The 13,129-nt window shown below is 66.1% G+C and carries 12 protein-coding genes and 1 pseudogene; 4 read left to right on the top strand and 9 right to left on the bottom strand.

The genetic code is table 11. From position 1 onward, the window contains the following. On the top strand, positions 1-1,037 hold a 1,037-nt coding region (locus tag J7I89_RS24830; RefSeq protein WP_214976027.1), incomplete at its 5' end, for a DDE-type integrase/transposase/recombinase. Between the two features lie 114 nt (positions 1,038-1,151). Here the strand turns inward: J7I89_RS24830 and J7I89_RS24825 are convergent. The 5 genes from J7I89_RS24825 to J7I89_RS24805 all read right to left on the bottom strand — a co-directional run bounded on the left by J7I89_RS24825 (position 1,152) and on the right by J7I89_RS24805 (position 7,046). Beyond that, a complete protein-coding gene (locus J7I89_RS24825) occupies positions 1,152-2,732 on the bottom strand; it encodes an MFS transporter (RefSeq protein WP_308160036.1) in 1,581 nt (526 codons plus the stop codon). Between the two features lie 41 nt (positions 2,733-2,773). Then, complete coding sequence (locus tag J7I89_RS24820; protein WP_214976025.1) at positions 2,774-3,253, bottom strand: MarR family winged helix-turn-helix transcriptional regulator; 480 nt, start codon at positions 3,251-3,253, stop codon at positions 2,774-2,776. Between the two features lie 219 nt (positions 3,254-3,472). Continuing rightward, a complete protein-coding gene (locus tag J7I89_RS24815) occupies positions 3,473-5,188 on the bottom strand; it encodes a thiamine pyrophosphate-binding protein (protein WP_214976023.1) in 1,716 nt (571 codons plus the stop codon). Then, positions 5,185-6,300: an agmatinase gene (gene speB, locus J7I89_RS24810; RefSeq protein ID WP_214976021.1), complete on the bottom strand. Its 1,116-nt coding sequence runs from the start codon at positions 6,298-6,300 to the stop codon at positions 5,185-5,187. The genes J7I89_RS24815 and speB overlap by 4 nt, the downstream gene beginning before the upstream one ends. A gap of 170 nt (positions 6,301-6,470) precedes the next feature. Beyond that, the gene (locus tag J7I89_RS24805) at positions 6,471-7,046 is read right to left on the bottom strand and encodes a helix-turn-helix domain-containing protein (protein ID WP_214976019.1); all 576 of its coding nucleotides are present in this window, start codon (positions 7,044-7,046) and stop codon (positions 6,471-6,473) included. Between the two features lie 278 nt (positions 7,047-7,324). Here J7I89_RS24805 and J7I89_RS24800 point away from each other — a divergent pair, with 278 nt between their 5' ends. Further along, entirely contained in the window at positions 7,325-8,866 is a 1,542-nt protein-coding gene (locus J7I89_RS24800) for a sodium:solute symporter (protein ID WP_214976017.1), read from the top strand. A gap of 93 nt (positions 8,867-8,959) precedes the next feature. Here the strand turns inward: J7I89_RS24800 and J7I89_RS24795 are convergent, their stop codons facing one another. Then, the gene (locus tag J7I89_RS24795) at positions 8,960-9,199 is read right to left on the bottom strand and encodes a hypothetical protein (protein WP_214976015.1); all 240 of its coding nucleotides are present in this window, start codon (positions 9,197-9,199) and stop codon (positions 8,960-8,962) included. A gap of 303 nt (positions 9,200-9,502) precedes the next feature. Between J7I89_RS24795 and J7I89_RS24790 the strand changes: the two genes are divergently transcribed. Together J7I89_RS24790 and J7I89_RS24785 are read left to right on the top strand one after the other, a co-directional pair. Beyond that, a complete protein-coding gene (locus tag J7I89_RS24790; protein WP_308160035.1) occupies positions 9,503-10,750 on the top strand; it encodes a VIT1/CCC1 transporter family protein in 1,248 nt (415 codons plus the stop codon). Between the two features lie 148 nt (positions 10,751-10,898). Beyond that, entirely contained in the window at positions 10,899-11,795 is an 897-nt protein-coding gene (locus J7I89_RS24785; protein WP_214976011.1) for a matrixin family metalloprotease, read from the top strand. Between the two features lie 42 nt (positions 11,796-11,837). On the opposite strand, the pseudogene J7I89_RS24780 reads toward J7I89_RS24785, so the two are convergent. From J7I89_RS24780 to J7I89_RS25715, 3 genes and pseudogenes are all read right to left on the bottom strand, one after another. Then, a pseudogene (locus J7I89_RS24780) lies at positions 11,838-12,290 on the bottom strand (LOG family protein); the annotation flags it as partial. A 421-nt stretch (positions 12,291-12,711) separates the two neighbouring features. Beyond that, positions 12,712-12,861, bottom strand: coding sequence for a hypothetical protein (locus J7I89_RS24775; protein WP_214976009.1), 150 nt, complete (start codon positions 12,859-12,861; stop codon positions 12,712-12,714). A gap of 63 nt (positions 12,862-12,924) precedes the next feature. Beyond that, complete coding sequence (locus J7I89_RS25715) at positions 12,925-13,056, bottom strand: hypothetical protein (RefSeq protein ID WP_285290280.1); 132 nt, start codon at positions 13,054-13,056, stop codon at positions 12,925-12,927. Positions 13,057-13,129: the final 73 nt, after the last annotated feature.

Here is a 13,129-nt window from a genome sequence, read left to right as displayed (position 1 = left end):
GCCTCAGAGGATATGCCGGACGGGCCCCGGTCCAAGAAACGCTGATGGCCACCTACCGGTCGATGCTGGAACTGAAGATCCCCACACGCCGGGCGGCATCATTGACCGGTGTTTCCAGGACGACCTCGAACCGGAAACCGGCCCCGCCGCGGGACCATGCGCCGGTGGTCCCGAAGAACAAACTCACCGCCGCCGAGAGGGCGGAGATCCTGGCGGCACTGAACTCACCGGAGTTCGTGGACCTGGCACCAATGCAGGTCTATACGAAGCTGCTGGATCAGGGGACCTATCTGGGGTCCCTGTCGACGTTTTACCGGGTGCTGGAGGAAAACCGGTTGGTCAAGGAGCGCCGCCGGCTGGCCAAACACCCACCCCGGACGGTTCCCGAGCTGGTGGCCACGGCCCCGGGACAAGTTTTTACGTGGGATATTACAAAGCTCGCGGGCCCGGTCAAGGGAAGGTATTTTGACTGCTACATGATGGTCGATATCCATTCCAGGTTCATCGTCGGCGCGCACGTCCACGCCACCGAATCCGGGGTGCTGGCCGTGGAAATGATGAAGGGAATCTTCGGGATCCACGGCATCCCCCAGGTCGTGCACGCGGACCGGGGAACGTCCATGACGTCGAAAACCGTCGCCGCGCTGCTCTCGGATCTGGAGGTCACGAGGTCCCACTCCAGGCCCCGGGTGTCGAATGATAACCCGTACAGTGAGGCGATTTTCAAAACCCTGAAATATGGTCCGGAATTCCCCGAACGCTTCGCCTCAGTGCACGACGCCGGAGCCTTTATCAGCGGTTTCGTGGACTGGTACAACCATCACCACCAACACTCCGGAATCGGCTTCCACACCCCCGCAAACGTCCACTACGGCCACGCCGCCGGCGTCGCCAAAGAACGCTCGGCAACCCTCGCTGCAGCCCGCGCGAAACACCCCGAACGCTTCAACAAAACCACCGACCCGAAAATCCTCGCGCTCCCCGGACCAGCGTGGATCAACCAACCCAAGGAAATCACCGAACAGTTAGCCGCCTAACTCCCGTTGGTACCGTTCAGCTTGAAAAATTCCGCTGTGAGCGGAGGCCTCAAGTGCCCGTTCGCGCTAGGTGCGGAGTCGCTATGGGCGGCGAGGCGGGCAGAAGGCTGCCGGTCAGTTACCCGCGGAGGTGAGTTCCGCCGTCGGGCTTTCCTGCCTTGATACAAACGGGTCTTCTTCGCGCGGCTTTGCAGGGGGCTGGATGTCCACCGTGCGGCGCAGCGGGCGTTCCGTGATGAGGAGGACGGCGATGAGCGCCACCACCGCAATGGCGCCCGCGATCAGGAAGATCTCGGCCGTTGCGTCGCCGTAGGCTGCCCGCATGATGTCGCGGACGGGGGCAGGCATGTCGGCGAGGTCGAGCGTCGCTCCTGTCGAACCGCCGCCCGCGGGGATGCCGGCCGCCGCGAAGCCCTGGGCCGCGAGTTCCTTCACCCGGTTTCCGAGGACTGCGCCCAGGACCGAGACGCCGATCGCGCCGCCCACGGACCGGAAGAAGGCCACGGATGCGCTCGCCGTGCCGATGTCTCGGGCGCTCACGGTGTTCTGCACTGCCAAGACGAGGTTTTGCATCAGCATGCCGAGCCCCAGGCCCAGGATGGCCGTGAAGATGCCGGCCTGCCACAGTTCCGTGGTGTGGTCCATGGTGCCGCCGAGTCCCAGTCCGCCGATGAGCAGAATGGAGCCCGCAACCAGGTAGCGCTTCCATTTACCCGTGCGGCTGATGAGGAGTCCCGAGACCACCGAACCGATCAGGTTGCCGGCGATCATGGGCAGCGTCAGCAGGCCGGCTTCGGTTGGCGTGGCGCCCCGGGCCACCTGGAAATACTGGCCGAGGAAGGTGGAGGAACCGAACATGGCCACACCTACGGCAACTGAGGCGAGGATGGCCAGTGCAGTGGTGCGCTCGGAGATGATCTTCAGCGGGATGATGGGCTGCGGCACCTTGGACTCCACCAACACCAGCAGCGCCAGCAGAAGCACACCGCCGCCAACCATCAGTCCCGACTGCCAGGACCACCAGTCGTAGTACTCAGGGTTGCCGGCGAACGACACCCAAATCAGCAGGAGGCTGACACCGGAAGTGAGCAGGATGGAGCCGAGCCAGTCGATCTTGGCGGGACGCTTGATGTGCGGGATCTTCAGGGTGATCTGCAACAGGATCAGGGCGACGACGGCGAGTGGCACGCAGACGAAGAACGTCCATCGCCAGCCCAGCGGGCTGTCGACGATGAAGCCGCCGAGCAGCGGCCCTCCGGCAGTGCCGACGGCCATGACGGCGCCCATGTAGCCGGAATACTTGCCGCGGTCGCGCGGCGGAATCATGGACCCGATGATCGCCTGCGCCAGCGCGGTCAGTCCGCCCATGGCCACGCCTTGGATGACGCGGGCGGTCAGCAGCAGGGGGATGGTGGCGGACAGCCCGGCCATGACCGAGCCGGCGACGAAAATCACGATGCTCAGTTGGACCAGGACCTTCTTGCTGAAGAGGTCCGCGAGCTTGCCCCAGATGGGCGTGGTGGCCGCGTTGGCCAGCAACGCTGCGGTGATGACCCAGGCGAAGTCGGTCTGCGTGCCCTTGAGCTCGGACATGATGGTGGGCAGCGCGTTGGCCACGATGGTACTGCTGAGGATGGCGGTGAAGAACGCGGCCAGGAGGCCGGTGAGGGCTTCCATGATCTGGCGGTGGGTCATCGCCGCGGGCGGCGCGGATGTCTGGATCGACACGGAATCTCCTAAGAAGTGGGGTTCGTGGTGGTGGGTCCGGCCGCCTTTGCCCGGGCGGAATCCCTGAGGGATCCCGCGAGATTGCGGAGAACTCTCGCCATCTCCTCGGCGTCCTGCTGGCTCCATTCCTGCAGGTATCCCTGCAGGGTGGCGGTGCGGTGCTCCTCGATTTCGACGAGCCTGGCCCGCCCCGCCTCGGTGAGGGCGACGAGCTGCGCCCGCCCGTCTTCGGGGTCAGGCCTGCGGTGAACAAGGCCCAGGTCCTCGAGTTCGGCGATGTGCCGGCTGAGGACAGGTGCACTGACGCCCAGCCGCGCGGCCAGGTGCGTGGCGCGGGACTCCTTCTCCCCCACGAAGCGCAGGACGCCCTGCAGGGCCACCCCGGTGTCCATCCCTCGCGCATTGGCGACCGCAACGCACCGGACCGCCCGCTGGAGGTCGAAAATCTGGTGGACGAGTTCGGCCGCTGTGTTGGGCTCGACTGCCATATTGGACTACTCCTAATCGCTTGCCTTAGGCAACCATATCGTTAAATGGTTGCTTTGGGAAACTAACCGTGGGGCCTGCGGTTAAACGCCAAGCGCGAACCGGCAGCTAATGCCCTCAAATTCGTACAGAGAGGGCATTAGCTGCCAGTTCGCGCTGGGTTGTTGCGGGATAGGAGCTGGGGCGGGGGGCTTAAGTGTTCGTTCGCGTTTTGGGGGCGGTTAGGGGGCCAGGTGCGTGGGGGCGAACATCTTGAGCAGGGTTTCGACGACGACGACGTTCGGGCCGTCCGCAGCGAAGCCCGCCTTCAGCGCGTCCCCCACGTCCTCCGGGGCCACCCGGGTGGCCGGCACGCCGAACGCCTCGGCGAGCTTCACGAAGTCGGGGCGGGCCAGTTCAGTGGCGGTGGCCTTGCCGAACGCTCCCACCATGTATTCACGCAGGATGCCGTAGCCGCCGTCGTCCACGATCAGCCACGTGACCGGCACGTTGTGCTGCGCGGCCGTGGCCAGTTCCGAGATGGAGTACATGGCCGAGCCGTCGCCGGACACGGCCAGCACCCGCGCCGAAACGCCGGACTTGCCCACCGTCTCCAGCCCCACGGCGCCGCCGATGGCCGCCGGGAAGCCGTAGCCCAGCCCGCCGGCGCCCTGGGCCGAGTGGAACTGCCCTTCGCGGGCATCCCAGCAGCTCCAGCCCCAGTAGGAGGAGATGGTCATGTCCCAGAACGTCTGCATCTCCGCGGGCACTGCTTCGCGGATATCGGCCATGAACTTCAGTTCCTTGCCGAGGTCCTGCGATTCGAGCCGCTCCTTGACCCTGGCCAGCGATTCCCGGACCAGGTCCTCGGGGGACGTGCCGTGCCAGCTGGCGCGTTCCCCGTGCGGCTCAACCAACGCCACGTCCAGGGCCGCGAGGGCCTGGCCGGCGTCGGCGCGGATGCCGAGGCCGGGCCGGTTGGATTCCAAAACGCGCGGTTCGGCGTCGATCTGGATGATTCTGCCGCGCGGTTCGAAGGTGAAGTAGTTGGACGTGACCTCACCCAGCGAGGAGCCGACGACGATCAGGACGTCGGCGTCCTCGAGCAGGTCCGTCATGTGGCGGTCCTCGATCCAGGACTGCAGCGACAGCTCGTGGTTCCACGGGAAGGCGCCGTTGCCGCCGGGCGTGCAGATGACCGGGGCGCGCAGCTTCTCCGCGATGGAGAGCAGCGACTTTTCTGCCCGGCCGCGGCGCGTTCCGCCGCCGGCGATGATGGCGGGACGTTCCGCCGTCGACAGCCACTTGACCGCTTCGCGGACCAGCTCGACGCGCGGCGGGTTGTCCGCCGCTTCGGCGAGCGCATCCTCGACGGGCGGCACCATGATGGGGTCCAGCAGCACGTTCTGCGGGATTTCGAGCCAGACCGGACCCTGCGGGGACGAGATGGCCTCGGTCCACGCATCCTGGATGGCAGAGGGGATGCCGGACGCGTGCTGGATCAGCCGCTGGCTCTTGGTGACGTTGGCGGCCGAGGCCTTCTGGTCATCGAGCTGGTGCAGCATGCCCTTGCGGCGCGCGCCGAGGCCCTCGAGCGGGATCTGGCTGGCAATGACAACCATGGGCACGCCGGTGGCATAGGCCTCCTGCAGCCCGGCGAGCGAGGTCAGCGCGCCCGGACCGGTGGACAGGAACAGCACGCCGACCTCGCCGGTGGCACGCGAGTAGCCGTCCGCCGCGAAAGCGCTGTTGTTCTCCACGCGGGAGGACACGAACTGGAGGTTTCCGCGGCCCATGGCGTCAAACAGGCCCAGGGCGTGCTGGCCCGGAATGCCGAAGACCGTCTTCGCCCCCAGCGCTTCAAGGGTCTCGACGACGAGATCCCCGCCGTTGCGGACGTCCGTTCCGGCGTTTGCTCCTGCGGGAGCAGCTGCTGTGCCCGGGTCGAAGTCGATCACTTGACGGCCCCGGCAGCCTGGGAAATCTCACTGCGCTCGGCGGCCTGAGTGCCGGAAACGGGTGCGGAGAATCCGGCCGGGCGGCGGGATTCCCGCCCCAGGGACTGGGCGGCGTAGCCGGTGTCGGAACCAAACCGGTCCCCCTCGACGGCGTTGTCCGCCATCAGGGTCACCAGCTCGTAGGCCACGTGGCTGGCGGCGACGCCCGTGATTTCTGCGTGGTCGTACGCAGGGGCGACTTCAACGACGTCGGCACCCACGAGGTTCATGCCGCGGAAGCCGCGGATGATCTCGAGCAGTTCACGGCTGGTGATGCCGCCGGCTTCGGGCGTCCCGGTGCCCGGGGCGTGGGCGGGGTCGAGGACGTCGATATCCACCGAGATGTACAGCGGGCGGTTGCCGATCCGGTCCCGGACCTTCGCCACAGTCTCGAGGACGCCCTGGTAGTAGACGTCCGCAGAGCTGACGATGCCGAAGCCGAAGCGGTGGTCGTCGTCGAGGTCCTTCTTGCCGTACAGCGGGCCGCGCGTGCCGATGTGGCTGATGGCCTCGGTGTCCAGGATGCCCTCTTCCACCGCACGGCGGAACGGCGTGCCGTGGGTGTACTCGGCGCCGAAGTAGGTGTCCCAGGTGTCCAGGTGGGCGTCGAAGTGCAGCATGGCGATGGGACCGCCTGCACGTTCCGCGGCGGCGCGCAGCAGCGGCAGGGCGATCGTATGGTCCCCGCCGAGCGTCATTAGCTTGCTGCCGGATGCCGTCAGGTCCAGGGCGTTCTGCTGGACGGTCTCGATGGCCTCGTTGATGTTGAACGGATTGACGGCCATGTCACCGGCGTCGGCCACCTGGCAGTTCTCGAACGGGCTGACGTCCCAGGCCGGGTTGTACGGGCGGAGCAGCCGGCTGGCTTCGCGGACGTGGTTGGCGCCGAAACGCGCGCCGGGGCGGTACGAAACACCCGAGTCGAAGGGGACGCCGACCACCGTGATGTCCGCCCTGGACACCTGGTCCAGCCGGGGCAGCCGGGCATACGTGGCCGCCCCGGCATAGCGGGGAATACGGGATGAATCGATGGGGCCAAGGTTGCCGTTGGCTTCGATGCGTAGCTCTTCCAAAGGAACGCCTCTCCTTCGAGGATGAAAGGTTGGGTGTGACAGCCATCATACACTCAAAGTTGCCTAATGCGCATCAGCTGTTTACAAATCTCTCCGACAAAGGGGCATGGAGGCACAGCGAAAGACCCGGCCCACCCGGCGGCGGCCGGCTCAGTTTCACGGGGAGGGGGCTACCGGCTCGCTGCGGGAACCAGGACCCACAGCACCTCAACCGATTCGTCCGTCGGGTTCACCCAGGTGTGGGGCTCGCGGCCGGGGAAGGTGACGGTGTCGCCGGTATTGAGCTCATACTCCTCGTTGGTGAGGATCAGCTTGATGGTGCCCTTGATGACGTGCAGCACATCGACGTCGCAGTCAACGGCATACAGCTCCGCCTCGCCGCGGCCCCTCGGGGCAATGACGGCCTGGATAATCTGAACCCGCCGTTCCGAGCGCGCCGTCAGCAGCCGCTCCACGATGCCTTCCCCGCCCAGCGAGATGCGCGGTCCGGCATCCCGCTTTGTCAGGTGGGTTTCAGGGGCGGCGAACAGGTCGCCGATGGAGATGGACAGAACCTGGCACAGCGTCACCAATGACGCGACCGACGGCGACGTCAGATCGCGCTCGACGCGGCTAAGGAAGCCCTTGGTGAGGCCGGTGGCGTCCGCCACCTGTTCAATGGTGAGCCGCTGCGACTGGCGTGCGGCACGGATTCTTGAACCGATGGCAACCGGAACATTGCTCGGTTCAACTGGTAGTGCCTTCATTTACGAACCTTTCACGGCCGGCCGCTCGGCCCCATCTTTGGAGCCATACTAGCGGCCCGCCCCCGATCTGACGCGGCTGGAACCGCGTCACAGAAGATTGCGTCTTGACTGTTACTCCGATCACAGCCTACGCTTTTATGCAACAAGTGTTGCTTATCGAGCAACCGAAGGTAAATCCTTCACCCTTCCACTCCCAGAGCAGCGGAATCCGTGCACCACCAACTGCACTCCCCCGGATTCCTGCACCAGCTGCCAAAGCTCCAAGGAGCCCCAAAATCATGGACGCAAACTTCGTCAATATCGCCATCGTGGTGACCTATTTGGTCGCCATGCTGGCCTTCGGCTGGTGGGGCAAGTCCCGCACCAAGAACAACAGCGACTTCCTCGTGGCCGGCCGCCGCCTTGGTCCGTTGCTCTACACCGGAACCATGGCCGCGGTGGTCCTCGGCGGCGCCTCCACTGTGGGCGGCGTTGGCCTCGGCTACAAGTTCGGCATCTCCGGCATGTGGCTAGTGGTGGCCATCGGCGCGGGCGTGCTCCTCCTGAGCCTGCTGTTCGCCGGCACCATCCAGCGGCTGAAGATCTACACGGTCTCCCAGATGCTGAGCCTGCGCTACGGCCAGCGCGCCACCCAGACCTCCGGCATTGTCATGCTGGCCTACACCCTGATGCTCTGCGCCACCTCCACGGGCGCCTACGCCACCATCTTCGTGGTTCTGTTCGACTGGGAGCGCTGGCTCGCCATCGCCGTCGGCGGCGCCATCGTGCTGGTCTACTCCACCATCGGCGGCATGTGGTCCATCACCCTCGCCGACCAGGTGCAGTTCATCATCAAGACCGTCGGCATCTTCGTGCTGATGCTTCCCTTTACGCTCAATGCCGCCGGCGGCCTCGACGGCATCCGTGCCCGCGTTGACGCGAGCTTCTTCCAGATCGACGGCATCGGTGTCCAGACCATCATCACGTACTTCGTGGTGTACACCCTTGGCCTGCTGATCGGCCAGGACATCTGGCAGCGCGTCTTCACCGCCAAGACCCCAACGGTGGCCCGCTGGGGCGGCGCCACCGCTGGCGTCTACTGCATCCTGTACGGCGTCGCCGGCGCCTTGATCGGCCTGGCCGCCCGTGTTGCCCTGCCCGACATCGACGTCGCCAATCTGGGCAAGGACGTTGTCTACGCCGAGGTTGCGACCCAAATCCTGCCAATCGGCATCGGCGGCCTGGTCATGGCCGCAGCCGTCGCAGCCATGATGTCCACCGCCTCCGGCGCCCTCATCGCTGCTGCAACGGTGGCCCGCGCCGACGTGGTCCCGTTCGTAGCCAGCTGGTTCGGCAAGACGATCAACACCGACGATTCGGAGAACCCCGAGCACGACGTCAAGGCCAACCGCTACTGGGTCCTCGGCCTGGGCATCGTGGCCGTGCTGATCTCCATGGCGGCGCAGGACGTTGTGGTGGCCCTGACCATCGCCTACGACATCCTGGTGGGCGGCCTGCTGGTTGCCATCCTCGGTGGCTTGGTCTGGAAGCGTGGCACGGGCATCGCCGCGGCCTGGTCCATGGCCGTCGGCTCGGTCCTGACCTTGGCTTTGCTGATCGCCTACGCAACAGGGATTATCCCCAGCGAAGACGGCGTCTACGCCAACGATCCCATTTACTGGGGCCTCGGAGCGTCGCTGCTCGTCTACATCGTGATCTCCTACCTCACACCTCCCACGGAGCCCGAGGTCCGCGAGGCCTGGGACCGTCGCGTTGCCGGAGCGGTTTCCGAAGAACTCCCGCTGGAGGCCCACCCGGTGGCCAGCCACTCGGCTCACTGAGCTTCACGGAATTAACTACGACGGCGGTGCCTTCCCTTCGCGGGGAAGGCACCGCCGTCGTCGTTCGTCGTCGTTACAGCCAGGTGGTGGTCCTCATTCGTTTTCCTCGGGCTCCAGGAATTCGTCCCCGTCCAATGGCGGTGGCACTATTGGCTGGTCCTCGCCGCGGAAGTCGTCCACGTCCAGCGGAACCACCCGCTCGGCCTCGTCGAGCAACTCCTCCTCCTCGGTCTCGTCGTCACTAACGGGGGCGTCCTCGGCGTAGTCGTAGGCGGGATCGGACTCGAGGGAATTCCGGACGGGCGGGATGGGGAGTGAGCCGTTGGTGTTCATGGTGAAACCTCCGTGCGCTAGGGCTGACGGCAGCCGATCCGGACTATGCCTTCAGCCGGGCCTGAACCCGAATCGGCCGGGGGCGGGCCTGCCGGCGAACCCGCCCTGGATTTCATTCGAACACCGCTGGCCCGGAGGGTCAAGGGCAGCGCGGAAGGCCACGCAAAACCCCGCACGGGACCGGAAATTTAAGGGTTCCCTAAACTTTTGCCTGAGGAGTACCGGCCGAAAATCCGCGGAATCGCGGGGTAAGCTGGGCATGCAATGGGGCCGAACCATCCCCCATCTAGCCCAGGAGCTCACGTGTCTCAGCACGCAAAATCTGACCGCCACCCCGACGCCTGCAAGGCGGCCGCAGGCCAAGGCCCGGCATCCAACGGCGCCGCATCGAACGGCGCAGTCCCGAACGGCCCAGTCCCGAACGGCGCCGCTTCGAACGGCCCAGTCCCGAAAACCGCCGCACCAAATGCCGTTCCCACTGCAGCGGACATCAAGCGCTGGCGCCAGTACCTGGCCGACGAACGTGCCGAGGCCGCCGTCTACCGGGACCTCGCCCAGAACCGGACCGGCGAGGAGCGCGCCATCCTCCTGTCCCTCGCCGAAGCCGAAGGCCGCCATGAAGCCCACTGGCTGAAACTGCTCGGCGATCACGCCGGCAAGCCACGCCACGCCTCCCTCCGCAGCCGGCTGCTTGGCTTCCTGGCCCGCCACTTCGGTTCCGTCTTCGTACTCGCGCTGGCGCAGCGCGCCGAGGGACGCTCCCCCTACACCAAGGAACCCTCTGCCACACCCGCCATGGCGGCCGACGAACAGATCCACGAGGAAGTGGTGCGCGGCCTGGCCACGCGCGGCCGCAACCGGCTCGCGGGCACGTTCCGGGCAGCCGTCTTCGGCGCAAACGACGGCCTGGTCAGCAACCTGTCACTCGTCATGGGCATGGCGGCCACCGGCGTGGGCAGCGCCGTGGTCCTGCTGAGCGGAATTGCCGGGCTCCTCGCGGGCGCGTTCTCCATGGGCGCCGGCGAGTTTGTGTCCGTGCGCTCGCAGCGGGAACTCCTGGCCGCCACCCGTCCCACCCAGATCACGCTCGCCGCGGCTCCCCAGCTGGACATCGAGCACAACGAACTCCTACTGGTGTACCTCGCCCGCGGCATGTCACATGAGGCTGCAGAGCACAGGGTGGCCGAGCGCATGGGCCTCTTCACCTGCGACTGCGATCCGAGCCTTTCGCTCCGGCCCGAACTCCCGCAAACCGAGGATGAGCACGAGGCTGTCGGCACGGCGTGGGGTGCGGCGCTCTCCAGCTTCTGCTTCTTCGCCTCCGGCGCCATCGTCCCCATCATCCCGTTCATTTTCGGCATGACCGGACTCGGCGCGCTCGTGGTGGCCGCAGTACTGGTGGGCATCGCGCTGCTGGCGACCGGCGGCGTCGTCGGCCTGTTGTCCGGCACCTCTCCCCTGACCCGCGGCCTCCGGCAGCTGGCCATCGGCCTGGGCGCGGCCGGCGTCACCTACCTGTTGGGGATGGCGTTCGGCGCCGTGGTCGCCTAGTGGGATCCGCAGGCGGAGTGGGATCGGCAGGCGGCCGGACCACCTCAGGGGCGCAGTAGTGGACGATCCGGTTCAACAGGGCGAAGGGGCCCAGCATCCTGATGGCGAACGCCGGCGCAGGAAACACCCGCGTCATTCGGCGTCAGCCGTGGCAGCGGCCAGGTTTGTCCGCAACCTTGTCCTCATCGCCGTCATCGGGTGTGTGGCTTTTCTTGCGGCAGGACTCGCCTACGGAGATCCGCGCCTCGTTGGCTTGCTGGAATTCCGCATCGGCGGCGGCGATCCCGCGGGCGGGGCAGACGGGTCCGGGCAGGCGGAGAAGACCGGGCAGGCCGCGCAGCCGGGCGTTCAGCCGGGCGCGGCAGGCCGTGCCGTGGACTCGCCGCCGCCCGGCCTCGAAGAGTCGGACTCGCCCCTGGGAACGCCGGAGCCGCCGCCGGAGCGCAGCGACTCGTACAAATTCCTGGCCGTGAACGCCGACGGCACCCCGGTTGGCTACTCGCCGTGCCGTCCGCTTCACTATGTCGTGAACGCAGATCTGGCCCCGGAGGGAGCGGCGGGGCTGGTCCACGAGGCGATCGAGACCGTGTCCCGAGCGACGGGCATCCGGTTCATCAATGACGGCGCCACGGACGAACAACCCTCGGAACAGCGTGCCCCGTACCAGCCCGGGGCCTACGGCGAACGGTGGGCGCCGCTGCTCATCGCCTGGACCAACCCGGACGTGGCGCCGAAACTCAAGGGCCAGATCATCGGCACCGGCGGCAGCACGCACTACAGCTACGGTGACGGACCCAAGACCTTTGTCACCGGCAGCCTCGAGCTGGACGCTCCGCAAATCGCGGAGGAACTGGACCGCCCGGACGGCGCCTCTTACGCGACCGCCGTCATCCTGCATGAGCTGGGCCATGTGATGGGGCTCGAGCATGTTGATGACCCCGTCCAGCTGATGTACCCGGAGATCGGTGCCCCGGACGGACTGGCTTCCGGAGACCTCAACGGCCTCCAGGAACTGGGCACGGCGCACTGCCGTAAGGACCTCTAGGCCGTGAGGACCTCTAGCCGCGGTGCCAAGGGCAGGCGCCGCTCAGCCGTCCAGTACGGCCAGTGCCTCCTCCACGCTGTCCACCAGGAAGATCCGCTGCTTCATCATCCTGCCCTCGGCGAGGTTCTGGAGCATGGGCCAGACGGGAAGCCGGCGCTCCCAGTGGTCTCGCCCCACGAGCACCATGGGGGTCACGGTCTCCGGGGCGCCGTAGTAGTTCTCGCACGCATCCTGGAAGATTTCCTGGACGGTTCCGGCGGCACCGGGAAGGAACACAATCCCGCCGTCGCAGAGCTCCAGAAGCACGGCTTCGCGGACCGAATTCGCGAAGTACTTGGCGATGTGGGTGGCGAAATAATTGGGCGGTTCGTGTCCGTAAAACCAGGTGGGAATACCCAGGGATGCGGTTCCGCCCGGAAAGCGTTCGACGACGGCTTCCGCGGTCCGCGCCCACGCGGACACGGAGGGGCGGAAACCGGGGACAGCGGACAGTTCACTGAGCACGCCGTGAAAATCCTTTCCGGGCATTGCGCTCAGATATGTGAACCGCAGAGCTATTTGGCATGTTTCTAGTGGCGCTATTTGGCATGCGTTAGCCGATTTTGTATGAGGTCCGTCCGCGGCCAGTGAACATTCAATCCACAATGCAGTTCCATAGAACCGCCCATGGTTGGAAGGCCACAGGGTCAACCTCCACCGTCTAATAAGGCCTAATCAGAAGCGGCGCAGCGACACCGGCCGGCTGGAGGCCGCCGGTGATCTCGCGGGTCGAAGGAAGAATGGCGGCTTCACAGGAGGCTCCCGTTTGACGGCCGTCTGTTCGTAAACGCCCACGAGCGTCGCCATCAAGGGAGCGCAGTTGGCGCGGGCCGCGATGGTGGATCGTTGCGAGTGATAGCTGGGGTGTTTCCGGTCGTCAGACGGTGTTGCGGCTGATCTGGTAGCCGCTCTTGGCCAGGGTGCGTGCCATGTGTTGGGCGTACCACTGGGGCCATTCGACGTCGTGCACCCCGCCTAGGACCTCGGCCTCGTAGACGCCGTGCGCCGTGGCGGCACGTGTCAACAAGTCGCGGAGGATCTCTGTTGTGCTCGCCGGGTCTGCTGCGCCCCTGCTCGGGCTTGTCCGCAGTCATCGTCCCCGGCCCTTGGTGAGGACTTCCCGGACGAACCGGTCGCTGCTCTCCGGGTCGCCAAAGGAGGCGAACGAAGCACGGTCAACATCGGAGCCTGGCAGGGTCAGAACCTCGGACTTCGTATCCATGAGGAAAATCACCTTCTTTTCTTGTTGGTTGCTGGGTTGGTAACGCTGGGTCTAAGCCTTGATCCACCGATGT

The organism is Arthrobacter sp. ISL-5, assembly GCF_018613835.1.
Lineage (GTDB): Bacteria > Actinomycetota > Actinomycetes > Actinomycetales > Micrococcaceae > Arthrobacter.
This window is presented reverse-complemented; position numbering and strand designations above follow the sequence as displayed.